The sequence below is a fragment of the Novosphingobium sp. P6W genome (assembly GCF_000876675.2).
GTDB lineage: Bacteria > Pseudomonadota > Alphaproteobacteria > Sphingomonadales > Sphingomonadaceae > Novosphingobium.
The window spans coordinates 464,959-491,328 of record NZ_CP030354.1 but is presented as its reverse complement, the minus strand read 5'-3'; the positions used below and the strand labels follow the sequence as shown (position 1 = coordinate 491,328).

Below are 26,370 nucleotides of genomic sequence, written 5' to 3'. Positions count from 1 at the left end.
GATGACCCTGATGGGAACTGCGCTGGTGACCGGCGCCTCTACCGGGATCGGCGCCATCTATGCCGATCGCCTGGCGCACCGTGGCTACGATTTGATCCTGGTCGCTCGGAACACCGAGCGCCTGCAGGAGGTAGCGGCACGCATCACTGACCAGACAGGTCGCTCGGTGAATGTGATGACTGCGGACCTGTCGGATAAAGAAGACCTCTTCACGGTCGAGCGCGTTCTGCGCGAGAATGCCGGCGTCACCATGCTGGTGAACAACGCCGGGTTCGGCGGCGTGACGCCGTTGCTGAAGTCCGATGTCGGCCGGATGGAACTGATGGTCGACCTTAACGTGACCGCGCTGATGCGTCTTTCCTACGCGGCAGCGCCCGGCTTCGCCGCTCGCGGTGGTGGCACGATCATCAACATCTCCTCTATTGTCGCGATTGGCCCGGAAATCCTGAACGGCGTCTATGGTGGAACGAAGGCCTTCGTCCTGGCCTTCACTCAATCACTTCAGCACGAACTGGCCGACAAGGGCGTTCGGGTACAGGCGGTTCTACCCGGCGGCACCGCGACCGAATTCTGGGGCATCGCCGGCGCCGGCGGCTATGCCGACAGCCCGCTCGTGATGCCTGCCGATGCGATGGTCGATGCGGCGCTTGCCGGCCTCGACCTGGGCGAAGTGGTGACCATTCCGCCACTTCAGGACGGCACGCTGTGGGATGACTACGAGACGCAGCGTCAACGCATCGCGCGCGATCTCGCCCATGCTACACCCGGCGCCCGTTACCTCGCGGCGCGCGTGTGATCGAGGCGCCGTCGGCGGAGCGGCTGTCCGCTAAGGTCATGGAGGATTATCGCCTCTCTCCGGCCAACGGGCGGTACGCCCAAGCGGCCGCCTATGTGCGCGCACATCCATGTGACCTGCCTGTTCGTCAGGATCTGACCAAAGGCAGGCGCACTCCAATGCTCGTTTCGCCAGGTGGGACTGATCCGCTGGCCCCTGCCGCAAACGGCGCCTTCGAGCGCCCGGTACCCCATTGCTGCCACGAACTTCTCAAGAGCGCCCACTTCCTCTGGGAAGACCCCTCCACCGCCTAACGCACGATCGGTCACTGACTGGATCGGTAAGGTGGCACCGCCAACAGAGCCTGACAGGCCTGCCCTTTGCCTTCAACAACAAAACTTAGAGAGACATCATGCAACTCACTGACAACACCATCTTCATCACCGGCTCCACATCGGGAATTGGCCGCGCACTCGCCGAAGCGTTCCATGCCAAGGGTAATCAAGTGATCGTCGCGGGCCGACGCCAGGCCCTCATCGATGAAGTTACCGCGGCAAATCCCGGAATGGCGGGCATCCGTCTCGACATTACGGATCCCTCGAGCATCGAAGCCGCTGCAGCCGAACTGACTGCGAAGTTCCCGACGTTGAATGTCCTCATCAACAATGCAGGCATCATGCCGTTCGACGATGCCTCGATCGCGATTGACGACGATGTCAGCCAGCAGATCCTGACGACGAACCTCCTAGGCCCGATCAGGATGACCTCGGCGCTGATCGCCCAGTTGAAGGCACAGCCGCGCAGTGTCATCATCAATAACACGTCGGTGCTGGCCTATGTACCGCTTGCCGGAAATGCCGTCTACTCGGCCAGTAAGGCCGCACTTCATAGCTTCACCATGTCGCAGCGCTTCATGCTCCGTGACTCGTCGGTGCGGGTCCAGGAGATCGCACCGCCCTGGGTGGATACCGACTTGGTCGGCAAGAGCGGTGACCCCCGTGCCATGCCGCTCGACGCCTTTATTGCCGAGACCTTGGAAAAGCTGGAGAGCGACGACGAAGAGATCGTCGTCGATGCGATCAAGGACTTCCGCAACAACCCGGGCGCAAATGAGCACCAGGTGTTCAACGGCTTCAACAGCGCGATGATCGAAAACCCGATCCCCGTCCCTGCGGCAGCCTGATTGTTCGGCGGGCATCGGCCGGCATTTTGCTGGGCCGGTGCCCGCGGTCATTCATTCTGAGGCACAATCCAGAATGATGCCGGAACTGCATTCCGTGGACAAATCGTGCGTGCTGGCCCGAAGGCCCCCTCCATCGCGAAGTTTGCGCGCTCATTCAGTGGGGCTTGTCCCCGGGTTCACCCCGATATCCGAACGTCGCCAGAGAGCGGAGTTCGAGACTGACGCTGGCACTGAAGAGGCGTGAGATGCGGTCGAAAGTTGAGGCCAACACCTACCCTAGTACAGGCCCGTCCACGCTAGCGTCGAATGGCCCGACCTCGTTGAAACGTCAAAACATCTGACATAGCCGGCGCGACTCCTTCGTGCTTGCTGCTTCGGAGGACCTTGAGGATGACGCGGTTTAGTTGGTTGAAGAGGATGATCTTGATGTCGGCTTCTGCGATGATCGTAAGCAACGGTGTGCAGGCCCAGACCGCACCCTCGCCCCATCTCCCGATCGAGCGCGGGTCGCCCAACCTGTCATTGCGCGGAGAGACGATCGACGCTCTCATCGCGGCTTTCATCGCTGATCAGGATCTGCCCGGGCTGACCCTGGCTATCGTGCAAGCACCCTATATCCCGCGCTCTTCGGGATATGGCAAAGCCAACCTGGAGCTGGACGAACTGGCGTCTACCAAAACGATGTGGAACATCGGCCCGATCACCCAGGCCTTCACGGCCGTTGCGATCATGCAACTCAAGGAAGACGCCAAGCTCAACCTTTCAGATCCGATTTCGAAGCACGTCGCGGGTCTTCCGGCGGCGTGGGGAAAGATCACGATCCTGCAACTGATGCAGCACAGCTCAGGAATTCCCGACTATCGTCCGAAGCTGGACAACGCCAAGCGTTACACTCCTCTGGAACTGATTGATCTCGTTCGATCGGCGCCGCTGCTTTTTAAGAGCGGGACCCAGGTACAACTGAGCGCCACGAACGCGACCTTGCTGGCCCTCGCGGTCGAGCATGCCAGCGGGATCCCATACCGCGACTATGTTCGCATCAATCAGATCGAGCGGGAAGGCCTGCCGAGCACGATGTTCGCCGCCGATTTCGCGAAGTCGGCAAAGATCGATCGACCAGCCTCACATCCGGACGACAACCAGCACTCGCATTTCAAGTCCGAAGTTCCGTTCATTAATCCCGTCGAGCCGGCGACCGGCTACCAATTCATTGACGGGCATATGGTCGCGGTCGCGCCAGAAGCGTCTTCCAATCTGTTCGGTTTCGGCGACATGTGGTCGTCAGCAGAGGACATCAGCAAATGGGATATCGGTCTTGCGGGATCGACGCTGATCAAGGATGCAGCCGACCGCGACGTCGTGTACACGCCGACGACGCTCGCCAACGGCACGGTCGTTCCAGCAATGATCGGATGGGAGTTCACCCACCACCCGGGGTTCATGGAGGTGAAGGGGGATTCTCCCGGCTTCAGTTCTTACCTCAGCCGCTTTACAGAATCCGACGAACTCGTCTGCGTGACGTTGCTGACGAATAAGGAAGGCGTCGATTTGACCGTGCTCGCCCGACAGATCGCGGCGGCCTATCGCGGCGAGACGGGTCCGAACATCGACCAGCGCCAGATCGTTGCCCAGGAGAGCAAGTTCGATCCGGCAGAGACGATCGCTCGTATCAAGAGCGGGCTAGCAGCGGCCAAGGTCCCCGTCTTTGCAAGCATCGATCACGCAGAAAATGCTCGCGGCATCGGCCAGCAGCTTCGGGCGACCACCGTCATCACCTTCGGTAATCCAAAGGTCGGGACAAAGCTGATGCTCGAAAACCAGGCGATTGGCCTCGAACTGCCTCTGAAGATGCTTGTCTGGCAGGACGCGCGGGGCCGCACGTGGATCGGATATCCCAATCTCGACACCCTCGCTGCGCGATACGAATTGAACGACCCGGCGACGATCAAAATGATGGCTGGCTTCATGGCTGGCGTCGCCCGGCATGCCGCCAACGTCTACGCATATTGAAAGGGATTGGCTCAATGCATGATGTCTCGATAAGCAGGCGGCGTACGTTCGGCGTGCTTGGCGGCGCAGCGCTTCTCGCCTCGGTTCCTCAAACGGTCTTGGCTGGAAGTAAGGCTTCAAAGGTGGATGGGTTGGCGCCTGGCGCTGCGATACTGTCCGAGCTGTCCAAGCGATTGGCCGATGCACCTCGACGCCGCAGCTTTGCCAAAGTACCCTTCATGATCGACCGGTCCGAGCTTTGGGATCATGAAGCGTCAGCGCTCGTGCTTGGTTACCGCGGAACACGCACGCAGGTCTGGGAGAGCACGGATATCGCGGCCCCATGGCTGAACCTGATGCGCGAAGCGATGAATGGACAGGCCTTTGCTCACGGGCACGCGGATTTCCTCGCCGTCGCAGCCGTGCACGGGACGGCCCATCTCGCGCTGTTCGGTCAGGAAATGTGGACCAAATACGACCTCGCCGCCAACATCGGCGGCAAGCCGGCCGAGAATGTCTTCCTGCGCGAAACGAGCGGTGTTTCGCCTTCCGACGATCGGCAGAAAACGGGTGGCTTCTACGGACCGGGAAATAACAATATCGCCTCCCTTCAAAGGCGCGGCGCCGTGATGGTCGCCTGCCACGATTCAATCCACGCGATCGCGCGAGGCCTCGTCGCAAAACAGGGGGGGGGCGATGCCGACGTTATCGCAGCCGATCTAACGAATAATCTCATCCCCGGCGCGGTCCTGGTTCCGAGTGTGGTCGCCTATCTCATCGAACTGCAACATGTAGGCTTTACCTATGCCAAAGGCTCCTGAAGACGAACCAACGGCCCAACTGCAGGCCATCCGCATTGATGGTCTGGGGTGGAACTTGCCCGAGCCCAGCGGTGTGCTCAAAGGCAGGCGACGTCCATTGCGTAGCCTCTTGTGGCTGGTCGCCGTGATGGCAGTGTTGGCAGTGATACTTTCCTTGCAATCTATCGTGCGCGGCTTCACGTCGAATACGACCGTAATTCTGACGATGGCATTTGTGACCGTCATTCTCGCTTACGGTGCGTATGGATTGCTGATCCGCTGGGGCGAGCGGCGCACTGTCAGTGAACTGGCTCTCGGCGCTCTGCCCCAGGAGTTAGTGCTCGGCATCGCCATTGGTGTCGCCGTCATGTCTACAGTGATCGGCATTCTCTGGCTGATCGGTGTTTATGAAATCTCTGTCGGCACGTGGACCGACTGGCCCCACGACATTCGCGAGACTCTGGGTACCGGTCTTCTAGAAGAACTGCTCGCCCGTCTGGTCATTTTTCGCCTCCTCGTCAGCGCCTTTCGGGTCAAACCGGCGCTCATTTTGTCTGCCGCGCTTTTCGGGGCAGCCCATTTCTTCAATCCCGCAGCATCCGTTTTCTCGACAATCTCGATAGCGGTCGAGGCTGGCTTGACGTTCGCCGGCTTCTATCTGCTCACCGGCCGCATCTGGGTCTCGGTGGGAGCGCATGCTGGCTGGAACTTTGCTCAGGGAGCGATTTTCGGCGCTCGCGTATCTGGAATGCCGAGCGATGGAAGCCTACTGGTGACCGCACCACAAGCGGGCGCGCCCTTGTGGCTAAGTGGCGGCAGTTTCGGTCCCGAAGCGTCGCTGGTGGCGGTTGCTATCGGTCTCGCGGTATTTCTTTTCACGATGCGGCGAACCCGTGCCAACGCCTCCGTGGAAACCGGCCTGCATAGGACCGGCTAGGTGAATTACGCCACAGTCTTCAAACAGGCGATCCGGAACCTCCACGCAGAAGGGCGCTACCGGGTCTTCGTCGACATCCTGCGCAACAAAGGCACCTTTCCGAATGCGCGATGTTTCGCGGGACATCACGGTCCGAAGCAGATCACCGTATGGTGTTCGAACGACTATCTCGCGATGGGTCAGCATCCCCACGTGATCGCGGCGATGGAAAAGGCGTTACATGATGTCGGGGCCGGATCGGGCGGCACTCGCAACATCGGTGGCAACACCCATTACCATATCGACCTGGAAGCTGAACTGGCCGATCTGCACGAAAAAGAAAGCGCATTGCTGTTTACTAGCGGCTATGTCTCGAATGAGGCGACAATAGCCACCTTGGCCAAGGTCCTGCCGGGGTGCATCATCTTCTCGGACGAACTCAACCATGCCTCGATGATCGCGGGCATCCGCAATTCTGGCGCCGAGAAGCGAGTTTTCCGACATAACAATCTCGCGCATCTGGAAGAGTTGCTCGCCGCCGAAGCGCCTGAGGCACCCAAGCTTATCGCGTTCGAAAGCGTCTATTCGATGGACGGTGACATCGCACCGATCCATGCCATCTGCGACCTCGCGGACAAATACAACGCGCTCACCTATCTCGACGAGGTCCACGCGGTTGGCATGTACGGCGCGCGCGGCGGCGGCATATCGGATCGCGAGAATGCAGCGGGGAGACTAACGATCATCGAGGGGACGCTTGCCAAGGCGTTCGGAGTGATGGGCGGCTATATCGCCGCAGATCGGGTGATTGTCGATGTGATCCGCAGTTATGCGCCTGGCTTCATCTTCACGACGAGCCTGTCGCCGGTCCTGGTCGCCGGCGCATTGGCGAGCGTCCGTCACCTCAAGACCAGCTCGATCGAGCGCGACGGCCAGCAGGCTGCCGCTGCCCGGCTTAAGGCGCTGATGGCGGAGGCTGGGTTGCCGGTCCTGCCCTCCACGACGCATATTGTGCCGCTGATGGTGGGCGATCCCGTGTGCGCCAAACAGATAAGCGATATCCTGCTGGCCGATTACGGGGTCTATGTGCAGCCCATCAATTATCCGACAGTACCGCGCGGTAGCGAGCGGCTTCGCTTCACACCCGGGCCTGCGCATTCCGAAGCGATGATGCTAAAATTGACCGCGGCGCTAGTGGAAATCTGGAACCGCCTCGAGCTTCGACAAGCAGCATGAACACAGTCGACCGACGATGATATATGCGCAGGCGTGGCCAATATGACCCAGTTTCGTTAGTGGTACAGGAAAGAAGCATGGCTGGTCACCGCTTAGCAATGCCAGCCAATCTGTTCCGGGTGCATGTTAGACGGTTCGACGGCTCCTGGCGAAGGCCGTGACGCTCGAGGGCCGGGCTATTTCGGTTTCTACCGTGGGGCCGAGCAAAAGAGCCTGAGCGGTGTCGACCAGAACAAGCCACGCACCGGCCAGAAGCGCAACATCTTTCAGAACCAGGCGGCCAGCACCCGACAGATATGGAAAGCCATGCTGGGCGTCACCAAGGGCCGAGACCCAGGCCTCAGGCGTCGTGAACAAGAAGGAAAGCGTCACGAAAGGTGTGGCGAAAGCAAGGGCGGCGCCGAGGAGGCCTACTCTCCGCGACCCCAGGCCGCCAAGTGTCAGCGCACCGATAGCGATCTCGAGCGCCCCCAGTCCCTTGGAGAAACCATAGGTGTTGTTAGCCGCCTGCCACTGGCGTTGTGCTGGTTTGAACTCGCCTTCGTGGGTCATGTGCTCTTTGTACTCGGTTGGGTGGTCATAGAAGAACGACATGACCGGGCTGTTGGCCACAAAGGGCGTGATGCTGTCAGCTTCGTAGGGCACGAACTTCAGAGCCCCTATCCATAGAAAGATGATGGCTATGGCAATTTTCATGGCGACGATGCCAATTCGGTTTGAACGCGGAGCCGCGATCAGCGAAAGCCCCTGACGAATGATCATATTCATGACGTGTCTTCTTTGCCTTACTACGGCGTCAGCCTGCTGAGCCTTACTGCTGGCAATATGGCGCGCGACTTAGGGGTGGGGGATGGCGGCACGGCGCAAGTTTGTGGCCATGCGGATCAAAAGGAGGTGCTGATGTCTGAGGCCGTGGGCGATCTGATTGAGGCCATGGTGCCCTTGCTGAGAGTCAAACCGGAAATCGAGGATTTCTGCCGGTTTGGCGGTAGCTGGGAGTCGGCCCATGCCCCAGGCGGCCGCCGCTGGGCTCAGTTCCACATCATCACCCGCGGCATCTGCGTGCTAGAGCGCCCCGGGCTCGGCGCAATGATGCTTTGCGCAGGCGACATCCTTCTGTTGCCGCATGGAGATAGCCACGTCGTTCGAAGCTATGCGAAGGGGCCGGTCCATCAGATCACCAGCGACTATCGCAATGGCGTGCGCGACAAATCGACGGTCGATTCTGAAATGGACACTGAACTCCTTTGCGGGCGGCTGCTGTTCGATACGGCTGAAGACAATCCGCTCCTGGCCGCCCTTCCCGACGAGATTGTCATTCGGACTGCAGACCAGCCTCTGATGGAGAGGTTCCGACGGCTCATGCTCGACATTCGCGACGAACTAGACTCGGGCAAACCAGGCTCGAACATGATCGCCGGCGACTTCGCCCGTGCACTTTTCGTAATGATGCTGCGCGACCATCTCAGCGCCGAGGCGGACAGCAACTCGACCCTGTCACTTCTTCGCGACCGCACAACGGCACGCGCCGTGCTTGCTGTTCTTGGCGACCTCGCCAGGGAATGGACGTTGGATGATATGGCGGCGACTGCGATGACTTCGCGCGCGACGCTGGTTCGCAGCTTCCGAAAATACGGCGGGGCCGCACCAATGAAATTCGTCTCTGAATTAAGACTAGCCGTAGCTCGTCAGCGGCTGGCTGGCACCATCGATCCGATTGCTAGAATTGCAGCCGACGTCGGGTACAGCTCTGAAGGCGCCTTGAGCAAAGCGATCCTTCGCAGATATGGTGTCCGTCCAGGCCGACTGCGTTTCTCCGAACCGGGTTCGCTGAACGAGGGGGCTCGCGAGCAGGTCCGGACTGGAGAAGAAACTCTCTAACCCAGACCTGCCCACGTCTTTGCCGGAATCAGGCTTCCGCTGCGGCTCCGAATGCATCCATCGCGCGGGTAGAATAAACGAGACCTGCGCCGGCATTCAGCGCAATCGCCACGCCAAGGGCCTCGGTCAATTCGTCTTCGCTTGCCCCCGCTTCGCGCGCTGCCTTGGTGTGGACAGTGATGCAGCCGTCACAGCGCAACGAAACCGCGCAAGCAACTGCTATCAACTCGCGAGTCTTCTTGTCGAGATGACCGGTCTTTTCCCCGGCGTTGCTCAGCGTGGCATAGCCGCGCGTCGTGTCAGGGGAGATTTTACCGATCGCACCAACGCCAGCGAATACCTGGTCGCGGTAACCGTTCCAATCCATCATGTGCATGAGACTTCTCCTGTTTAGCGAAACCGCACCCGCGGCTATTCTTCGCGCATCTTTCCAACGTCGGCCGCCGATACCCGCGACGGCTTTGCACCGAAGCGTGCCGTCACATAGTTGGCAACCGAAGCTATTTCCTCGTCGCTGTATGCGGCGCGGAAGCTCGGCATGAAGGCACCGCTGTGCTCGGGCGAGCCGATGCCATTCAAGATCATCATGGCCACATTTGCCGCGCTCGCGTCGTTCACGGCCCGGTTGCCGGTCAACTGCTGATCCGGCGTCACCGCCCCGCGGCCGTTCCATGCATGGCAACTGGCGCATGCACCTTCGAAAAGGCGCTTTCCGGCCGGATTGTCATTCGGGCCAGCGCTCGCGACGGTGGGGGCCGGCCCCGCCATCGGCGGCGAAGATTTGTTTTTAATCGGCGGGATCGTTTGCAGATAGGCGACCATTGCTGCGATATCCGTCGGCGTCATGCGGCTCGTGCTGAGCTCTACGGCTTCCGCCATCGGCCCGGACGCAACGCCGTGTCCGGGCGCATGACCCTTGGCGAGGTATGAGGCCAGGTCATCCGACGACCACGCGCCGACCCCGCTCAATCGATCGCTGGAGATATTGTACGCATTCCAGCCTTCGGCTTGACCGCCTGCAAACTTCCGACGCGTGTCCATCGCTTGCATCAGCGTGCGCGGGGTGTGACATTCTCCGCAATGGCCCGCCGCTTCAACCAGATATGCGCCGCGGTTCCACTGAGCGCTGCGTTCCGCTACGGGGCGAAAACGCGAGTCGGGGTTGAAGAACGTGCCCCAGATCGCCATCAGCCAACGCTGATTAAAAGGGAAACTGAAGCTATTGGGAAGGTTTGCCTGGCGAACCGCAGGGATGCTGGCGAGATAGCCCCGGATCGCCAGCACATCGGCATCAGTCAACAAGGTGTAGGAGGCGTACGGGAAGGCCGGATACAATCGCTGGCCATTCCGACCAATGCCTTTGTGCACCGCGCGCAGGAACTCCGCATCGGTCCAAGCACCGATCCCCGTCTCCCGATCAGGCGTTATATTCGGCGTGTAAATGGTTCCGAAGGGAAGCTTGAAAGGACGACCGCCCGCAAATGGCTTACCGCCCTTAGCAGTGTGGCAGGCAGCACAATCCGTCGCTTCCGCGAGATACTTCCCCTTTGTGAGCGGCTCGGCGTTCGCCAGTTCGGAGGGAACCCCGGTGACGCCAGCCCCTTGATATTGCGCGAGGTCCACCTGATGGCCGCCTGCGAAACCAAGCGCGGATGGAAGAAACATCAGCCGCCACGCTAAGGCGGCGCCGAATACCAACAGCGCTGCGCCAAGCAGCATCCATGTGCGTCGCCGCTGTGTCATGTCCGGACATCCTTGGCGATAAGCGCGCGATCAATCGGCATGCGCGTAAGTTGAACACCGGTTGCAGCATAAATTGCGTTGCAGACGGCCGCCTGCACTGAAACGGTACCAGGCTCGCCGATGCCCCCTGGCGCTTCGGCATTGCGCACGACATGCACTTCGATCAGCGGCATCTCGTCCATTCTCACGACCCGATAATCATGATAATTGCTCTGCTGAACCCGGCCAGCGGCGAGCGTTATGCGACCGTGAAGGGCCGCCGATAGTCCGAACACCAGCCCTCCCTGAATCTGCGAAACGATGCCATCGGGATTCACCGGGGTTCCACAATCGACGGCGCTTGTCATGCGCGTGACAGAGACCGCGCCGTCATCGGCGACAACAACTTCGGCAACCGTACACAGGTACGTTCCGAACGCGAACTGCAGGCTAATGCCACGGCCCGATCGCGGTGAAAGGGCGCCGTCCCAATTTGCTTTTTCCGTCGCGATATCGAGTACCGCGCGAGCACGAGCATGCTTGCCGATCAATGCCCGGCGGAATGCAAGCGGATCTTGTTTCGCTTCATGCGCGACCCGGTCAACGAAGCTCTCTGTGGCAAAGATATTGAGGTTCGGCCCGACGCCGCGCCAGAATGCCGTTTGCACGCCTCGCGGCTCGTGTCGCACCCAAGTGACGAAACTGGCTGGAAAATCATACGGTGTCTCAGCCGCGCCATCGACCGCGTCATTATCGACCTTGCCATCGAACGCGGGCGGCAACCAACGACCCACGACAGTTGGCCCAACCGCCTTGTGCGACCAAGCCACCGGCTTGCCATTCTCTAGCTTCGCCTTCAGCCAAGCGCCATAGACCGAACGATAGGGCGCCTTCCCGATGTCCTCTTCACGAGTCCAAACGACTTTTACCGGGCCATCAACATGGCGCGCGATCCTGACCGCTTTCCGGACGCCATCGACCTCCAAGCGACGGCCGAAGCCACCACCGATCAAATGATTGTGGATGGTGACCTGTTCCGGCGTTAGGCCTGCTTCCTCGGCCGCCGCGCGCTGAGACATCGTCATGACCTGGGTTCCTACCCACACTTCACAATGACCCGGTGTGATGTGAACGGTACAGTTCATCGGCTCCATCGGCGCATGTGCGAGGAGCGGCAACTCGTACATAGCCGAGATTACCCCTTCACCCGTCAGCTTGCCGCGTGCACCAGTGTCGACGACAACGGCGCCCTCCAAACGTCCTGCTTCATGCAGGTCATCGTGTATCGTCTCAGTGGACACATCGGCAAACTGGCCATCATCCCAGCGAATATCGACGGCGGCCAGGCCGCGCATGGCGGCCCAACTGGTGTCGCCAACGACGGCGACAAGGTCATCAAGGACGATAATCTGGCGAACGCCGGGCACCGATTTCGCCTGCGTGTCATCCACTGCTGACACCTTACCGCCAAACACCGGGGGGGAGGCGAGTGTCGCGAACTGAATACCTTCGGGCATCGCGTCGATGCCATATTTGGTTCGGCCGTTGGTCTTCTCGGGCGTATCGAGCCGGCGGTGTGATTTTCCGATCAGCCGGAACTTCGAAGGGTCCTTGAGTACCGGCTCGGCGGGCGGCGTTTCACGCATTGCCGCACCCGCGAGCGCTCCGTAAGTCAGACTTCGACCGCTCGGATCATGGAAGACTGCACCCGCCTCAGTACGGCAACTTTGGGGATCGACGCGCCAGCGTCGGGCGGCAGCCGCGACGAGCATTGCCCGCGCGCTCGCTCCCACCTTCCGCATCGGCATCCAGTAGCCCATCATGGACGTCGAGCCGCCGGTAGCCTGGACCTTGAAAATCGGGTTGCCGTAAAGCTTATCGCTGGCTGGCGCTGCCTCTAGCACCACCCCGCCGAGCGGAAGATCGAGTTCCTCCGCAATGAGCATGGCGAGGCCGGTGTAGATGCCCTGCCCCATTTCGGTCTGCGGCATGATCAACGTCGCCCGCCCATCGGACGCGATGCGGATGAAAGCATCGGGTTTGAAGGTCGCGTTATCGCCTGGCGCTGCAAGCGCAACATCGGCTGACTGCAGGTTGACCCCAAGAAAGAGCGCGGCGCCGCCGAGCGCCCCGGTGCGAAGGATTTGCCGACGGGACAGGCCTGTGTCAGTCATGTTGGGCGGCTCGCTTGATGCCGTCGCGGATACGGACATAGGTACCGCAGCGGCAGATATTTCCCGCCATTGCTGCATCGATATCGGCGTCGTCAGGTTTCGGATTTGCAGCGAGAAGGGCTGCCGCTGCCATGATCTGGCCCGACTGACAATAGCCGCACTGGATCACATCGAGATCCAGCCACGCCTGTTGGACCTTTGCGCCGACGGGGGTGGAACCGACCCCTTCGATTGTCCGAACGGCACGCTCGCCAACTTGGCCGATCGGGAGGCGGCAGGAACGAACCGCCACGCCATCGAGATGCACCGTGCAGGCGCCGCACTGGGCTATACCGCAGCCGAATTTCGTCCCGGTCATTCCAAGCAAGTCGCGAAGAACCCAGAGCAGCGGCGTGTCGGCGTCAACCGCCACTTCTCTCACCTCATCGTTTACCCGCACTTTGACCATGATTTTCTCCGCTTCGGCAACTATGCTAGCCTGCCGAGGAGAGCAGAGAACAGACGTACAAGGGTATGGGATGCCGTACTTTGCTGCATGGGCAGACCGCCGGGTCGGCGTGCCGCACAACGCGATTGCCGCTAGGATTTAATAGCTACCGTTCGGCGGCGAGGACCTGCCGAAGATCGCGTCGCGGCCTGCATTTCCGATACTGGTCGGCATTATCAAACGAACCCGCGACGATAGGGACGAGAGCTTTGGTCCGGGCCAAATTTTCCCTGTCGAAGAGGCTGCGGCAGTGATCGCCCTGCCTAATGGCGCTCGGTTCGGTCTACGCGGCGCGGTGTTTCCTGCGAATTCAGGCAACGCGAACGTGTTGCTTCCGCCATCGAGGGCGGCATGGCCATCATCGATGAATCGACCTTATCGGCGCGCCATAAGCCGGTTTCGGGGCGAGTTCGTGGACTGAAAATCCCAAGCTATTTATTCAGCGGGGACGCTCCCTCGGGCCGCTGACGCGGCGGGCTAGAATGTCGGCCACTGCCACTCGCTGCGGCCCCGGTATAGCCGATGAGCAATTCGACTTTGCGAACCATGTCCGCGACCGAAACCGATTTAATCTTGCGCCCAGCGCTTGACCGATGCATTTTCACCGTGATCTCGGTGATCCCCAGTTCATAGGCTATCTGCTTGTTAAGGAGCCCGCGGGCGACGCCCCGAAGAACGTCCATTTCTCGCGGTGTCAGGCTTTCGGCCAGAACCCGCACTTCATTGCGCTCACTATCGTCAAGGCGCCGCTGCCGGTCGTGCCGAAGCGCCTCTGCAACGGCATCCAGCAACTCCTGCTCACGAAACGGCTTCGGCAAAAAATCGAGTGCTCCCGCCTTCATCGCACGTACCGACGTCGGTACATCGGCATAGCCAGTGATGAAGATGATAGGGATATTGACGCCGTCTTCGGCCAGCCGTGCCTGTAGATCAAGTCCACTTGCCCCGGGCAGCCGGAGGTCTAGGATAAGGCAGCTCGGGCGGTCCGGCATGTCATGCTTCAAGAGCTCAGCCGTCGACGCGAACACGAGCGTGTCCATCCCGACCGAATTGAACATATCGGTGAGACTCGCTCGGATATCCGGGTCATCGTCGACTACGAGCACGAGAGGTAAAGTGTCCACCGGTCTGTCTTCCATCGTTCGAAGAGCGAGCTGCGTTCCTGCTGTCACGACCGCCCCTTATACACCTCTGCTACGTTTTCACCCTAACTTCGCGACACTGGTGACGCTAGCGGACACGGGTCGGCCCGACCCATACCTTGGTATGGGGTGGCCCGCCAATTGCACCGCATACCTCCGGCGCCCCGCCCCATACCGGCGTACGGCTGGATGATCGGTCAAATTCCAGCATCTTGGTGGCCTGTCCGGCGCTCTCATCCGAGCGGTCAGACGCAACAGGAGCTTGGATCATGAAGGCTGCAGTCCTCAACGCCAACGAAGGCCGCTTCGATATCGAGGACGTCAGGATCGACGTTCCGAAAGGCCGCGAAGTGCTGGTCGACGTGAAAGCGTGCGGACTGTGTCATTCCGATCTTCATCTTGCTGAAGCCAATTTCGGCACGCCGCTCCCGGCCGTGCTGGGTCACGAACTCGCCGGCGTGGTCAAGCAGGTCGGCCCCGACGTTCGCGAACTCAAGGTCGGCGACCACGTCGTCGGATCGCTGGTGCAATTTTGTGGTCACTGCGTGTCGTGTCTGTCGGGGCGAACCTACCAGTGCGAAAACCCGAACGAGACTATGCGCGCGGCGGAACATGGGCATCGCCTGACACGGACCTCCGACGGCCAACCCGTTTACACTGGTTGGGGCACTGCGGCTTTCGCCGAACAGACTCTGGTCCACGAAAACCAGTTGGTGAAGGTGCCTGACGCGGTTCCTTTCCCCCAGGCCTCGATCCTTGGATGCGGCGTGATCACCGGCGCTGGCGCGGCGATCAATACGGCCGATCTCAAACCGGGGGAAACCGCGGTCGTCATCGGGGTCGGCGGGGTCGGCCTCAACGTTATCGCTGGCGCGAAGCTTGCCGGAGCCGACCGCATCATCGCGATCGACACGCAGCCCCAAAAAGAAGAACTGGCCCGGAAATTTGGCGCGACCGATTTCATCAACGCCATGGAAGGCGACGCCGTAGCCGCAGTGAAAGCTATTCTTCCGCGCGGCGTTGACCATGCGTTTGAGGTCATCGGGCTCACCCCAACCACCGAGCAGGCTATCCAGATGGTTCGATCCGGCGGCTCGGTATATCTGATCGGTCTCCATCGCCCGGGTCAGACTTTTTCGCTGGCGGGTCTCGATGTTATTGTCCGCCAGATCGATCTCAAAGGCGTGTTCATGGGATCGAGCAACATCAAGCGCGACATCCCGATGTTTGCGGACCTTTATCTGCAGGGCCGTTTCAACCTCGACGATCTTGTCGCGCGCGAAGTCAACATCAGCGAGATCAATGAAGCATACGAGGATTTGAAGCACGGCGCCATTGCGCGGTCTGTGATCACCTCCTTCTGAGGGTCACGGACGTGAAGCCGTACACTGCCGCCGGCCGGCTCCATTGCCCGCTACCGTGTAATGCAATGGCAAAGCTTCATCGCATCTGAGCTCCATAAAAGCTTTGTCCCGCTCAATTAGGAGATCGACGATGCGATGCCGGCACTGGTGCTGGCCCATATCAACCGTTGGCTTATCGTTGCAGAGCAGGACTTGGCCGGTCCGTTCCTGTCCGGAGAAACCTTCACTGCGACTGCCGCCTATTTCTTCGTTATCACGAGTTGGGCCCGGTTCTACGACATTTCCCTCCAACCCTGTCCCAGGATATCTGCGCTGCTAGCCCTCGTCGGCAACCGTGTTGCCGTGCGCGCAGCGCTGCACGCGGAAGGACACGGAATGGTCGATGTGCCTGACCCGACGCCTTACCCATGAACCCGCGACGCTAGCTCTGATTGGGCAGACAGCAGCGTCTGACATGCGCTCGATCGATTTCAACACAAGATACCTGGAGACCGGAAAATGACCCACCGCCTTTTGATCGACGGCCAACTGACGGATGGCGCGTCGACTATCGACGTTATTGATCCAACGACTGGCAAGGTCTTCGCGAACGCCCCCCACGCAAGCAAGGCGCAGGCCGAGCAGGCGATAGCGGCGGCGAAGCACGCCCAGAAGCGCTGGGAAGCTCTCGGCTATGAAGGTCGTCGCCCGTACCTCGAACGTTTCGCAGAGGCGATGGCGGCCAATACCGACCGGATCGCAGAGACGCTCACCCGTGAACGCGGGGGTCCGATCGCCGATTGCCGTTTCGAGGTCGGCCGAGCGACGGCTGCCATTGCCCATTTCGCGGCACAGCGACTCGAAGATCATATTATCCGCGAAAACGCGAACGAGCGGATCATCGAGCAACGCTACGCCCAGGGCGTCGTTGTCGCCATCATGCCTTGGAACCGGCCGATGACACTGCTTTCGTTCAAGCTTGGCCCAGCGCTCATCACGGGCAACACCGTTATCGCCAAGCCAGCGCCGTCGACGCCGCTGAGCACGCTTATGCTCGGCGAGATTGCCGCGGATATCTTCCCCGCTGGCGTGTTCCAGACACTGGTGGATGCTAATGACCTCGGTCCTCTCCTCACTAGCGCCCCGGATGTCGCCCACGTGAGCTTCACCGGTTCGACCCCGACTGGCAAAAAGGTGCTCGGCTCGGCGGCAGAGACGCTCAAGCGGTTCACGCTCGAGCTCGGCGGCAATGACGCCGCGATCGTGCTCGATGACGTCGATATCGAGTGGGTTGCGGACAAGATTTTCGCAGCTGCTTTCATCAACGCGGGCCAAGTCTGCTACGCCACTAAACGTGTTTATGCCCCGCGCGCTCTGGCCGAGCCCTTGGCTCAGGCACTTGCAAAACGTGCCGACGCCGCAGTTCTGGGCGACGGAATGGATCCAGCGACCACGATGGGGCCGCTACAAAACAAGATGCAATACGAAAAGGTTCTCGAGTTCATAGAGTCCGCGCGGACCCAGGGCGGCACCTTCCTCGCGGGTGGCGATCCCACCGGCGCCGGCTACTTCATCCGGCCCGCCATCGTCACCGGACTGCCCGACAATGCCCGCCTCGTCCAGGAGGAGCAGTTCGGACCCGTCCTGCCAATACAAGTCTATGACGACGTCGACGCGGCGATAGCGCAAGCTAACGCGAGCGAATTCGGCCTCGGTGGAACGATCTGGGGGAGCGATATCGACCGTGCTATTGCGGTCGCCAGTCGGATCGAAACCGGCACGATCTGGGTCAACCAGCACATGGCGCTACCATTGGACGTGCCCTTCGGTGGCGCGAAGGAGTCCGGTATCGGCCTGCAGAACGGGTTGGAAGGAATGGAAGACTTCACCCAGCGCCGCGTCCTCAACGCGAAGCTGGGAGGGTGACGAGCATGAACATGGGACCAGACACGTTCGCCGTCGGCGGCAACATGACAGTCCGCCGCCTTGGCTTCGGCTCGATGCGGTTGGCCGGCCCGGGAGTCTGGGGGCCACCCCGTGACCGGGCAGCGGCGCTGGAGACCTTGCGCCGCGTCCCGGAGCTTGGGATCAATCTCATCGATACCGCGGACAGCTATGGACCGGATGTCACAGAACCGCTGATCCATGAGGCACTGTTCCCCTATGCAGCAGGCCTCCATATCGCGACGAAGGCTGGGCTACGCAGGCCCGGCCCCGACCAGTGGCAACCTCATGGCGATCCCGACTATCTGATCGCTCAGGCGCACCGCAGCCGCGAATTGCTCAAGGTGGATCGCATTGATCTGTGGCAACTGCATCGGATCGACCCTGCAGTCCCGGCGGGGGAGCAATTCGCAGCGATCCGCCATCTTCTGGACACAGGTGTGATCCGTCACGCGGGATTAAGCGAAGTCAGCGTGGCGCAAATCGAGATGGCACAGCGGGTTTTCCCTGTCGCCACGGTCCAGAACCGCTACAACCTAGCCGACCGCGCAAGCGAGGACGTTCTCAACCATTGTGAAGCGAACGCGATCGGGTTCATTCCGTGGTTTCCGCTTGCGGCGGGTCGACTGACAGAGTCTGGCTCGGTTCTCGAACGTATTGCTCAGGCGCATGGCGCGAGTTCGGGCCAGATCGCAATCGCGTGGCTGCTGCGTCGTAGCGCCGTGATCCTGCCCATCCCCGGCACGTCGAAGGTAGCCCATCTGGAAGAGAATGCCGCGGCATCGAGCATCGCGCTGTCCGACGCGGAATTCGAAGAACTCGATAAGGCGGGCCGCGCGTCCGCCTGAAGTCACGACCGCGGACCCCCAGCAAGAAATTCTCGTCGCCCGCTTGCGATGAGGAATGCGGCCCCCATTTTCCCGCTTAGTTCACTAAATGCGAACTTTAGAACTTTCGGAACGGAAACACCTTATGAGCCTGAAACTATTGATCGACGGCGCTCTCGTCGACGGCGCCACCACCATCGATGTGATCAATCCCGCAACCGGCAAGTCCTTTGCGACATCGCCGAAGGCCGATATGGCGCAGGCCGAAAAGGCGATTGCGGCGGCAAAGCGCGCGTTCCCGGCATGGGCTGCGACGCCTTTTGTCGACCGTGCCAAACAGGTTGGTGCGTTCGCAGAGGCGATCGAGGCGCGCAAAGACGAGTTCGCAAGGCTGCTGACGCAGGAAGTTGGTAAGCCGATCGTCGAAGCCGGCTTCGAAGTCGCCGAGACGGTCGATGCCCTCAAGTTCTTCGCAAGCCAGGATTTGCAGCCCAAGGTCCTGCGCGACAATGGCGACGAGTTGATCGTCGAGCAGCGCTATCCGCAGGGCGTGATCGCCGCCATCACGCCCTGGAATTTCCCGCTCGCGCTGTTGTCCTACAAAATCGGGGCGGCACTCGTCGCGGGCAATACGGTGATTTCGAAGCCGGCACCGACGACGCCGCTGACCACGCTCCTTCTCGGCGAGATCGCCGCCGAGTTCTTCCCGGCGGGCGTCTTCCAGACCTTGGTCGATCAGAATGAACTTGGACCGCTGCTGACCAGCCATCCCGACATCGCGCATGTTAGCTTCACCGGTTCGACCCCCACCGGCAAGAGGGTTCTAGCCTCGGCCGCCGACACGCTCAAACGCTTCACCCTTGAGCTAGGCGGTAACGACGCCGCGATCGTGCTCGACGACGTGGATGTGAAGGCCATGGCGCCGAAGATTTTCTTCGCGGCGTTCATTAACGCCGGCCAAGTGTGTTTCGCAACCAAGCGGATCTATGCGCCCCGGGCGATGGTCGATGAACTAGCAGCAGAGCTCGCGAGGCTCGCAGACGCGGCCGTCGTCGGCGATGGCCTCGATGAAGCCACGACAATTGGCCCGATCCAGAACAAGGCCCAATATGACAAGGTGTTGGGCTTTATCGAGTCCGCGCGAGAGGAGGGCGGCACGTTCCTGGCCGGCGGATCTGCGATCGAGGGCGACGGTTACTTCATTCGCCCTACGATCGTGACGGGTCTTGCGCATGATGCCCGCCTCGTGCGCGAAGAGCAGTTCGGTCCGGTGCTGCCGATCCTGCCCTATGACACGATTGAAGAAGCCATTGGGTATGCCAACGAGATTGAATATGGCCTAGGTGGCATCATCTGGACCAGCAATGTCGAGCGCGGCGCCGAAGTCGCTTCGAAGATTGAGACTGGTACGATTTGGGTCAATCGCCACCTGGTCCTTCCGAAGGATATCCCCTTCGGCGGTGCCAAGCAGTCTGGCATCGGCGTCCAGAATGGCATGGAAGGCATCGAGGACTTCACGCAGCGCCGTGTGCTCAATGAGAAGAAGGGAGCCTGAGGGAACGGCCGGGAGGGAAACCTCCCGGCCGTTCCGTTTCGAAACTTCTCATGACGACGATCGCTTCGACCTCCCATGACCCCCGAACCGTGCGCCTTCTCGAGGCGCCGGTCTTTGGGACTCTCCTCGCTCTTTCAGGCCCCAATGCGTTGGTCATGCTCACCCAATCGGCTGTGAGCATGCTCGAAGTCTATTTTCTCTCGCGTCTCGGGCTCGATGTTCTGGCCGGGGTATCCGAGGTCTTTCCCCTTGTCGCTCTTGTCGCGGCGATCTCGACCGGGGCGGTTGGAGGCGGCATCGTAAGCGCGATCGCGCGGGCTCTCGGGCAAGGGCGCCGCAGCGATGCTGGGGAACTCGCGTGGTACGCGGTCGTCATCGCGCTTGTGCTCGGTGTTGCGACGACTGTGATCGTCCTCCTGCTGGGCCGCACATTCTATGTGGCGATGGGTGCTGAAGGCGAGGCGCTGCATGCCGCCACGACGTATTCCACCGTCGTCTTCGGTGGTGCGACGCTCATATGGATTTTCAATGCGCTTCTGTCGGTCGTGCGGGGCACTGGCAATGTTACCCTGCCGATGCAGGTCGTGTGCGGTGGGGCGCTGATCCTCGTGCCTGTGTCGCCCCTTCTGATCTTCGGGTTCGGGTCTTTCGCTGGGCTGGGGGTAACCGGCGGTGCGATCGCCCTTCTCTTGTATTATGCGGGCGGAGGCGCGATTTTCGCCGCGCATATCTGGCGCCACAAGGGCGTCCTGACACCCTCACCCACCATGCCGCGGCTTACGATCGGTCGGGCTTATGAGATTCTACGCGTCGGCGGACTTTCGACCCTTGTTAGCGCAAGCACCAATCTCACGATCGCGATCACGACCGGGTTTGTTGGACAGCACGGCGCGGCCGCGGTGGCTGGATACGGCGCTGGTGCGCGGCTTGAGTTCTTTCTCGTGCCGCTCGCCTTCGGTATCGGCGGTCCGATGGCGATCCTGGTCAGCACGAATATCGGCGCAGGCAATCCGCGGCGCGCTCTGAAGGCCGCTTGGCTCGGGGTGTGCATCGCGACCGGGCTGACCGAATTGATTGGCATCGTCGCAGCCGCTTGGCCTGAGGCCTGGATCAGAGCCTTCACCCAAGATCCGGCTGCCATAAACGCGGGCTGCGAGTATCTCCGCCAGACGGGCCCTTTCTTCGGCTTCTTCGGGGCTGGCTTCGCCTTGTACTGCGCCGCGCAGGGCACCGGCCGGATGAGATTGCCCCTCGTCGGCGCGTTCGTCCGATCGGTCATCGCGATCGGCGGCGGATTAATCGCTGTGAGCCTTGCCGGGGTGTTCCTCTCGGTCGCAATCGGAATGGCAGCCTTCGGTCTCGTTGGACTTCTCAATCTCCTTTTCAGAGTCGGCTTCGACGACTCTCCATCAAGAAAGACGTGACCATGAAGCTATTTGCTCATCCCGGCGCCAGTTCTATGTCAATCCATATCCTCCTCCATGAGACCGGATTGCCGTTTGAACTCGAGATCGTGAACGTCACAACCAAGATGCGAGCCGATGGCTCCGACTATAGACTTGTTGCCGAGCGTGGGCTTGTCCCCCTCCTGGAGCTGGACGATGGATCGGCGATCACGGAGAATGTCGTGATCGCCCAATTCCTCTGCGACATGGCGAGCCGCGAAGACCTTATGCCACACGCCGGCACCATTGATCGATACAGGGTCATGGAATGGCAGAGCTATATCGCTGCCGAGCTGCATAAGGGCTTCAGCCCGCTCTTTTGGCCTATCGATGACGAGGCCAAGGCCTTTGTGCGCACTCGCCTCGAAGAGCGCCTACGAATGATCGACGCGGTCCTCGAGGATAGCACTTATCTCACCGGTGACACGTTCACCGCTGCCGACGCGTACCTCTTCGTGATCGCAAGCTGGTCGCTCTTCTTCCAATTCGATCTGTCGCAGATGCCAAACCTCCGATCCTATCTTTCGACTATCGGAAAAAGGGCAAGCGTGCTGGCGGCTTTTGCCGCAGAGGGTCCTGGCCTGGTCCAGGTCGCCGGCAACTGAGCGGCTCCCGCCTCTCGACACCAGGATAGGGGAATACTATCTCTACGGCATGCGAGCGCTTGTACATCCGGCTCTGGAAGACATTTCCGTCAGCGGAATCCTGCACGCGCTCGCTGATCCGCTACGCCTGAGAATTTTCACCGATCTACTGAACGCGGACATTCCGATGGGCTGCGCGCCCTATTTGCAGATCGGCGGTCGCAGCGTAGCAAAATCAACCTTGTCGAAGCAGTTCGTGATCCTGCGAGAGGCCGGACTAATCCGCAGCGAGCGCAAGGGACCCGGATTGTTGAGTGTCACGCGCTGGCCCGAGCTTGAAAAGCGCTATGGCCCGATGATTTTGGCCACGATTGAGGCGTTCCGCCAAGAAAACCGTGAGCGTAGCTCCGGCAGCGCCCGCCCCAACAAGCTACTCGCTTCAACGCCAATTGCTACGTCTTGATCGCCGTTTTTCCACCTGACAGAAGCCGAAGGATACCTCGTCTGGGGCAGGATAATAGAGCCGCAAGGCTGGGGCTTCAGCACCATTCCGCCCGCACGGTACGAAAATTGTTGAGAGCCATACCGGAGTAGGGGCCTACTGCGGCAAGCGTAGGATGGTATAAAGGCCACGTCAGCGGCACCCTCTGGTTGCCGCTCAATGTGCGGTATATGCGGGAGCGATACCATGCAGACACAACCCGAAGCACCTCTCGTCGAGACGTGTGCGGGCACCGCCCGCGAACACTTCACCAGCCTCGAGTGGCTGGTCATCGCCATTGGAGCGCAAGATACAAGCGTCCCTTTGCAATGGTCGCCGTTTGGCCGGTCGCTGCTGGCCATGATGGGTGGTGGCCCGCAACAGATCACTTCGCCATGCCTGGAAATGCTGCGCCGCACAGCCAGCGTTGCACGTCGCTATGGCTGGGCGACACCGTCGGCCGATATTGGAGCATTTCTGCTTGGTGGTTGGAGCGAAGCGCAGTTTGAGCGCATGATCGAGAGTTTGTGTCCGCGTGAGTGTATGATGGATGCGCAGGAACCCGACGTCGAAGCCAACAGCGTTATGCCTGTCACACCTCGTTCAAGAGAAAGAACAGCGAACGTGATTTACGCCTAAACCCGATCGAATTGCCGCGCCCACCGGCGTGTGGCATGTCCGATTAAGGCGTCCGCCTGTGATTTGCCCATCCCATCGATCCTTGCCCAGCGCTGCTGGGTTGAAAGGCCACCGACCGATACGATGGTATGGGATACGCGCTCCTCGCTTCGCCGGAGGGAACCAGTCCGGCCCCTCACGCGCTTCGTTATGTGAAGCGCAAGTGACTACCTTTGTACCCATTGTCGGCACGACCCAACTCGGTCATGGATTGCAAATCAGCTGGAGACCCAGAGTTCGTGTCAGCAAGGTCCCGAGAATCATTGAAGTCCGATGTAATTGCGGTCGTGGATGATGATGAAGACGTCCGCGCCGCCCTGGATGGACTCTTGGAGAGTCTGGGATATCGGTCAAAGCTCTACGACAGCGCCGACAGCTTTCTCGCGGCCAAGGCGGTCGACGACGTCGACTGCATCATCAGCGACATCCAGATGCCGGGAACAAGCGGTCTCCAGCTTGCCGAGCAAATCCAGGGGCACGAAAAACCCGTCATTCTTATAACGGCATTCCCGACGCATGATGTTCAGCAGCGGGCTTCCGCAGCCGGCGTACGCTGCGTGCTGATCAAGCCATTTGATTCGGAAGAGTTGATCGATCATCTGTCTGCGCAGTTCGGCTGAAGACCTCCAAACTCGAGCTTTTTACAGTTGGTATGACAGCCGAAGGCCCAAGGTTCGCGGCCGGCCAGCCAGCCTGACGACGGTATCGGGCGAGACTGCACTGATGAACGTAGCATAGCGGGCACCCCCGAGGTTCTGCACGAACATTTCGCCGGCCCACCGCCCCCACGGCACACCTGCTCGGGCGTCAATGAGTGCATAACCCGGCATGGCAAGCAGAGGTAGATTTCCAAGGCCCGCGTTTGTCCTCGATTGGTAAGAAACGTGGGCTCCAAAAAATGGCTTCCAGTCTTCGTTTATTTCCCGCCGATAGTCGGCGCCTCCTGTGAGATGCCAACCGGGGGTGAGCGGAAACCGCTCTCCGGACAAGTCAGTGCGATGTCCGAGACCATCGTAATTGAGGAAATCGCCGTCGATGCGCGAGCGTGTTCGGCTCCCCGCGGCCGTTAAGACGATGCCCGCGATAGGTTGCCACGAAAGGTCGATCTCAGCTCCAACCACATGCGACCTGGGAACGTTTATGAGACCGGACAAGGGGCCGAGGCGCGGGTCAATTGCCTTCCCCTTTAGCTGTTTATCGTCATAATCATAATAAAATCCAGCAGCACTGACCGTGAACCGCTGCGCCTCGTCCGAGAACTTGACGCCGGCCTCATATGCCAGAACCGATTCCGGTCGAGCTGGCGCGAACTGCCCCGCCGAGGTTGCTCCGGTAGTTATGAAGGCGCCGCTCTTGTGGCCGCGGCTGATATTCGCATAAATTAGGAGGCCGTCGGCTGCCCGCCACTTCAGGCCGGTTCGCCAAGACCAGTTCCGATCCTTTAGCTTATCTTGAACGACGGCCGGCCGCAGGTCGGCACCGAGGGTGGCGCACCCACCGGGGGCGATCGTTACCGTGCTACCGGATAGGAGGCTGGCCACTCTTGAGACATATGCCGCGCCTGTGCCGTCGCCATCGTCGTAGGAACACCCCTCGAAGCGCCGTATCTCGTCGGTGTACCGGGAGCCGCCTTCCAGTACCAGTTCAGGCGTTAGCGCATAGTCGCCGTTGGCAAAGAGCGCCCAGGTGCCCACATTCTGGCGGGTCCGCACGTTCGTACCATCGAAGGGGAAATTTCCATCCGCGAATCGTGCATCAAGCCCGTCTCGGATCCATTCACGCTGGTAGTTCCCTCCAAGAATCCAATGGAACGAGGCGCCAAGGTCGCCCGAAGCCCGCAATTCCTGCGCCAAAATCGTCGCCCGGCCGGGCAGCCCAGCTTCGAACAACTGGAGGTTTGTCCCATCGCTGTCAGTCTTATCGTCGCGCCGCAAGTTCTGCGCGCTTGATATCGATGTCACCGTACCAAATGATGCCCTCGTATCGATCCGGAGTACTGCCTGCCCGTAATCGGCATGGCGACCATAGGTTCGGCGCGGCCCCCAGTCTGAAACGCGATTACCTCGCGTGCCGATCGGGTGATTTACGAGCGACGCCGCAACGGCGGGACTGGTAGTGTAAATGCCAACCAGTTGGCCGGCCTCATTGTCCGAGCGATCACGAAAACCATTGAGGTTCAGAGAGATCGTTGTTCTAGCCGAGGGCGTCCAACGGGTCAGCAGTCGAGCCGTCAGGAAATCTCGCGCACCAAGGCTGTCATCCCGCGTATCGCTGCGCTGCCATGCGCCAGCACGTTCATAGCGTGCCGCCAAGCGCATCCCCACTGTCGCCGTGATAGGTCCGCTGACAAACGCTTCGGTGTCTGATTCTCCGAAGCGCGCAATCGACTCCTCGGCGCCGAAGGCGAGTTGGTCTGTGGGTTTGGCGGCAACGAAGTTAATCGTCCCGCCGGTGGAGTTCTGTCCATAGAGTGTTCCTTGGGGGCCCTTGAGGACAACCACGCGTTCCAGGTCCAGCATCGCGCCACCTGCTAAGGTCGGATAGGGCAGTGGGGCCTCATCGATAGTCAGGCTCACAGCAGGGGGCGCCGCGAGGCTAGAATCGTAGAAACCTACACCGCGGATCGTATAGATCGGCGTTCCATAGCTGGCCTGGGTGTAGGTGAGCCCCGGAACCGTCCTTGCGAGATCGGCAAGGTGGGTGATTCCTCGTGCCCGAATATCTGCGCCTTCGAGAAGCTGCACCGAGCGACCTTCCTGGGCAGCATCATTCCCGACCTTGGACGCCGTAACAACGATATCCCCAGATGGTGGAGCATCCTGTGCCATGGCACTGCAGGGAACCGCCGCCACGACCGCTAAAACGCTGTATCCTGAAAATGACTTGCCCATCGCTCCCCCGACCCTTGAACGGCGCCAGGCAGGCTAATTGCCAAAACGACTACGCGTTACCCGTCCATCAGTATGGGTTCCGAGACACCAGATCGCCGGTAGGCCATACCGGGGTATGGGGCGACAAACCGAGGGGTTCGAGCCTAGTTATACTTCTTTGCCGCGTGCGCGGGGACTTCGCCAAGGACTGGAGCGGGATGGGTACGACCCACCCCCGCCACTTGTCTGTAGCCGGATGGCCCGAACGATCCGCTGTCTGTCACCCTAGAGCGGAGCTCTTGCGAACCTTTGCCTCCTTCTGCCCCCTTCGTGCTTGC

25 protein-coding genes are annotated in these 26,370 nt (G+C 60.5%); 18 read left to right on the top strand and 7 right to left on the bottom strand.

What is annotated here, in order from left to right; all coding sequences use genetic code 11:
• Position 1 precedes the first annotated feature (1 nt).
• From TQ38_RS27920 to hemA, 7 genes are all read left to right on the top strand, one after another.
• A complete protein-coding gene (locus TQ38_RS27920; RefSeq protein WP_043976594.1) occupies positions 2-796 on the top strand; it encodes an SDR family oxidoreductase in 795 nt (264 codons plus the stop codon).
• A 158-nt stretch (positions 797-954) separates the two neighbouring features.
• Positions 955-1,089: a hypothetical protein gene (locus tag TQ38_RS31365; protein WP_255418007.1), complete on the top strand. Its 135-nt coding sequence runs from the start codon at positions 955-957 to the stop codon at positions 1,087-1,089.
• A 98-nt stretch (positions 1,090-1,187) separates the two neighbouring features.
• Positions 1,188-1,958 carry an SDR family oxidoreductase gene (locus TQ38_RS27910; RefSeq protein WP_043976595.1) on the top strand — a complete coding sequence of 257 codons (771 nt, stop codon included), beginning with the start codon at positions 1,188-1,190 and terminating at the stop codon, positions 1,956-1,958.
• A gap of 426 nt (positions 1,959-2,384) precedes the next feature.
• Positions 2,385-3,968, top strand: a complete 1,584-nt coding sequence (locus TQ38_RS27905; RefSeq protein WP_082057775.1) for a serine hydrolase — start codon at positions 2,385-2,387, stop codon at positions 3,966-3,968.
• A gap of 14 nt (positions 3,969-3,982) precedes the next feature.
• Positions 3,983-4,768: a hypothetical protein gene (locus tag TQ38_RS27900; protein ID WP_043976597.1), complete on the top strand. Its 786-nt coding sequence runs from the start codon at positions 3,983-3,985 to the stop codon at positions 4,766-4,768.
• The gene (locus TQ38_RS27895) at positions 4,752-5,684 is read left to right on the top strand and encodes a CPBP family intramembrane glutamic endopeptidase (protein ID WP_082057765.1); all 933 of its coding nucleotides are present in this window, start codon (positions 4,752-4,754) and stop codon (positions 5,682-5,684) included. Before TQ38_RS27900 ends, TQ38_RS27895 begins: the two co-directional genes overlap by 17 nt.
• On the top strand, positions 5,685-6,899 hold the full coding sequence (gene hemA, locus TQ38_RS27890) for a 5-aminolevulinate synthase (RefSeq protein WP_043976598.1): 1,215 nt from the start codon (positions 5,685-5,687) through the stop codon (positions 6,897-6,899).
• A 126-nt stretch (positions 6,900-7,025) separates the two neighbouring features.
• Here hemA and rclC read toward each other — a convergent pair whose 3' ends face one another.
• Positions 7,026-7,667: a reactive chlorine resistance membrane protein RclC gene (gene rclC / locus TQ38_RS27885; RefSeq protein ID WP_043976600.1), complete on the bottom strand. Its 642-nt coding sequence runs from the start codon at positions 7,665-7,667 to the stop codon at positions 7,026-7,028.
• Positions 7,668-7,670: 3 nt separating this feature from the next.
• Between rclC and TQ38_RS27880 the strand changes: the two genes are divergently transcribed.
• The gene (locus TQ38_RS27880; RefSeq protein WP_240198196.1) at positions 7,671-8,780 is read left to right on the top strand and encodes an AraC family transcriptional regulator; all 1,110 of its coding nucleotides are present in this window, start codon (positions 7,671-7,673) and stop codon (positions 8,778-8,780) included.
• 28 nt (positions 8,781-8,808) lie between these two features.
• Here TQ38_RS27880 and TQ38_RS27875 read toward each other — a convergent pair whose 3' ends face one another.
• The 5 genes from TQ38_RS27875 to TQ38_RS27855 all read right to left on the bottom strand — a co-directional run bounded on the left by TQ38_RS27875 (position 8,809) and on the right by TQ38_RS27855 (position 14,302).
• The gene (locus tag TQ38_RS27875; RefSeq protein WP_370059840.1) at positions 8,809-9,156 is read right to left on the bottom strand and encodes a carboxymuconolactone decarboxylase family protein; all 348 of its coding nucleotides are present in this window, start codon (positions 9,154-9,156) and stop codon (positions 8,809-8,811) included.
• A gap of 35 nt (positions 9,157-9,191) precedes the next feature.
• A complete protein-coding gene (locus tag TQ38_RS27870; RefSeq protein ID WP_043976603.1) occupies positions 9,192-10,523 on the bottom strand; it encodes a cytochrome c in 1,332 nt (443 codons plus the stop codon).
• On the bottom strand, positions 10,520-12,676 hold the full coding sequence (locus tag TQ38_RS27865; protein ID WP_043976605.1) for a molybdopterin cofactor-binding domain-containing protein: 2,157 nt from the start codon (positions 12,674-12,676) through the stop codon (positions 10,520-10,522). Before TQ38_RS27865 ends, TQ38_RS27870 begins: the two co-directional genes overlap by 4 nt.
• A complete protein-coding gene (locus TQ38_RS27860; protein WP_043976606.1) occupies positions 12,669-13,124 on the bottom strand; it encodes a (2Fe-2S)-binding protein in 456 nt (151 codons plus the stop codon). The genes TQ38_RS27865 and TQ38_RS27860 overlap by 8 nt, the downstream gene beginning before the upstream one ends.
• 470 nt (positions 13,125-13,594) lie before the next feature.
• Positions 13,595-14,302, bottom strand: a complete 708-nt coding sequence (locus TQ38_RS27855; RefSeq protein WP_082057767.1) for a response regulator transcription factor — start codon at positions 14,300-14,302, stop codon at positions 13,595-13,597.
• 218 nt (positions 14,303-14,520) lie between these two features.
• Here TQ38_RS27855 and TQ38_RS27850 point away from each other — a divergent pair, with 218 nt between their 5' ends.
• The 10 genes from TQ38_RS27850 (at position 14,521) to TQ38_RS27805 (ending at position 23,782) form a co-directional block, all read left to right on the top strand.
• Positions 14,521-15,669, top strand: a complete 1,149-nt coding sequence (locus TQ38_RS27850; RefSeq protein ID WP_370059839.1) for a Zn-dependent alcohol dehydrogenase — start codon at positions 14,521-14,523, stop codon at positions 15,667-15,669.
• Positions 15,670-15,804: 135 nt separating this feature from the next.
• Complete coding sequence (locus TQ38_RS27845; RefSeq protein ID WP_052505811.1) at positions 15,805-16,080, top strand: hypothetical protein; 276 nt, start codon at positions 15,805-15,807, stop codon at positions 16,078-16,080.
• An 87-nt stretch (positions 16,081-16,167) separates the two neighbouring features.
• Positions 16,168-17,574 (top strand): aldehyde dehydrogenase family protein, encoded by a 1,407-nt coding sequence (locus TQ38_RS27840; RefSeq protein WP_043976622.1) that lies wholly within the window; start codon positions 16,168-16,170, stop codon positions 17,572-17,574.
• Between the two features lie 5 nt (positions 17,575-17,579).
• On the top strand, positions 17,580-18,440 hold the full coding sequence (locus TQ38_RS27835) for an aldo/keto reductase (RefSeq protein WP_043976624.1): 861 nt from the start codon (positions 17,580-17,582) through the stop codon (positions 18,438-18,440).
• 124 nt (positions 18,441-18,564) lie between these two features.
• Entirely contained in the window at positions 18,565-19,974 is a 1,410-nt protein-coding gene (locus TQ38_RS27830) for an aldehyde dehydrogenase family protein (RefSeq protein WP_205316202.1), read from the top strand.
• A gap of 50 nt (positions 19,975-20,024) precedes the next feature.
• Positions 20,025-21,398, top strand: coding sequence for an MATE family efflux transporter (locus TQ38_RS27825; protein ID WP_043976626.1), 1,374 nt, complete (start codon positions 20,025-20,027; stop codon positions 21,396-21,398).
• 2 nt (positions 21,399-21,400) lie between these two features.
• A complete protein-coding gene (gene gstA, locus TQ38_RS27820) occupies positions 21,401-22,024 on the top strand; it encodes a glutathione transferase GstA (RefSeq protein ID WP_043976627.1) in 624 nt (207 codons plus the stop codon).
• Between the two features lie 49 nt (positions 22,025-22,073).
• Positions 22,074-22,466: a helix-turn-helix transcriptional regulator gene (locus TQ38_RS27815; RefSeq protein WP_043976711.1), complete on the top strand. Its 393-nt coding sequence runs from the start codon at positions 22,074-22,076 to the stop codon at positions 22,464-22,466.
• 225 nt (positions 22,467-22,691) lie between these two features.
• The gene (locus tag TQ38_RS27810) at positions 22,692-23,123 is read left to right on the top strand and encodes a hypothetical protein (RefSeq protein WP_052505812.1); all 432 of its coding nucleotides are present in this window, start codon (positions 22,692-22,694) and stop codon (positions 23,121-23,123) included.
• Positions 23,124-23,449: 326 nt separating this feature from the next.
• A complete protein-coding gene (locus tag TQ38_RS27805) occupies positions 23,450-23,782 on the top strand; it encodes a response regulator transcription factor (RefSeq protein WP_240198195.1) in 333 nt (110 codons plus the stop codon).
• Between the two features lie 21 nt (positions 23,783-23,803).
• On the opposite strand, the gene TQ38_RS27800 is transcribed toward TQ38_RS27805, so the two are convergent.
• A complete protein-coding gene (locus tag TQ38_RS27800; protein ID WP_043976630.1) occupies positions 23,804-26,053 on the bottom strand; it encodes a TonB-dependent receptor in 2,250 nt (749 codons plus the stop codon).
• Between the last annotated feature and the right edge of the window lie 317 nt (positions 26,054-26,370).

Bases quoted from the DNA above. Each gene is read 5' to 3' on its own strand.
- TQ38_RS27920 (WP_043976594.1), top strand. From the start codon at position 2: ATGACCCTGATGGGAACTGCGCTGGTGACCGGCGCCTCTACCGGGATC.
- TQ38_RS31365 (WP_255418007.1), top strand. From the start codon at position 955: ATGCTCGTTTCGCCAGGTGGGACTGATCCGCTGGCCCCTGCCGCAAAC.
- TQ38_RS27910 (WP_043976595.1), top strand. From the start codon at position 1,188: ATGCAACTCACTGACAACACCATCTTCATCACCGGCTCCACATCGGGA.
- TQ38_RS27905 (WP_082057775.1), top strand. From the start codon at position 2,385: ATGTCGGCTTCTGCGATGATCGTAAGCAACGGTGTGCAGGCCCAGACC.
- TQ38_RS27900 (WP_043976597.1), top strand. From the start codon at position 3,983: ATGCATGATGTCTCGATAAGCAGGCGGCGTACGTTCGGCGTGCTTGGC.
- TQ38_RS27895 (WP_082057765.1), top strand. From the start codon at position 4,752: ATGCCAAAGGCTCCTGAAGACGAACCAACGGCCCAACTGCAGGCCATC.
- rclC (WP_043976600.1), bottom strand. From the start codon at position 7,667: ATGAATATGATCATTCGTCAGGGGCTTTCGCTGATCGCGGCTCCGCGT.
- TQ38_RS27875 (WP_370059840.1), bottom strand. From the start codon at position 9,156: ATGCACATGATGGATTGGAACGGTTACCGCGACCAGGTATTCGCTGGC.
- TQ38_RS27870 (WP_043976603.1), bottom strand. From the start codon at position 10,523: ATGACACAGCGGCGACGCACATGGATGCTGCTTGGCGCAGCGCTGTTG.
- TQ38_RS27865 (WP_043976605.1), bottom strand. From the start codon at position 12,676: ATGACTGACACAGGCCTGTCCCGTCGGCAAATCCTTCGCACCGGGGCG.
- TQ38_RS27860 (WP_043976606.1), bottom strand. From the start codon at position 13,124: ATGGTCAAAGTGCGGGTAAACGATGAGGTGAGAGAAGTGGCGGTTGAC.
- TQ38_RS27855 (WP_082057767.1), bottom strand. From the start codon at position 14,302: ATGGAAGACAGACCGGTGGACACTTTACCTCTCGTGCTCGTAGTCGAC.
- TQ38_RS27845 (WP_052505811.1), top strand. From the start codon at position 15,805: ATGCCGGCACTGGTGCTGGCCCATATCAACCGTTGGCTTATCGTTGCA.
- TQ38_RS27840 (WP_043976622.1), top strand. From the start codon at position 16,168: ATGACCCACCGCCTTTTGATCGACGGCCAACTGACGGATGGCGCGTCG.
- TQ38_RS27835 (WP_043976624.1), top strand. From the start codon at position 17,580: ATGAACATGGGACCAGACACGTTCGCCGTCGGCGGCAACATGACAGTC.
- TQ38_RS27830 (WP_205316202.1), top strand. From the start codon at position 18,565: ATGAGCCTGAAACTATTGATCGACGGCGCTCTCGTCGACGGCGCCACC.
- TQ38_RS27825 (WP_043976626.1), top strand. From the start codon at position 20,025: ATGACGACGATCGCTTCGACCTCCCATGACCCCCGAACCGTGCGCCTT.
- gstA (WP_043976627.1), top strand. From the start codon at position 21,401: ATGAAGCTATTTGCTCATCCCGGCGCCAGTTCTATGTCAATCCATATC.
- TQ38_RS27815 (WP_043976711.1), top strand. From the start codon at position 22,074: ATGCGAGCGCTTGTACATCCGGCTCTGGAAGACATTTCCGTCAGCGGA.
- TQ38_RS27810 (WP_052505812.1), top strand. From the start codon at position 22,692: ATGCAGACACAACCCGAAGCACCTCTCGTCGAGACGTGTGCGGGCACC.
- TQ38_RS27800 (WP_043976630.1), bottom strand. From the start codon at position 26,053: ATGGGCAAGTCATTTTCAGGATACAGCGTTTTAGCGGTCGTGGCGGCG.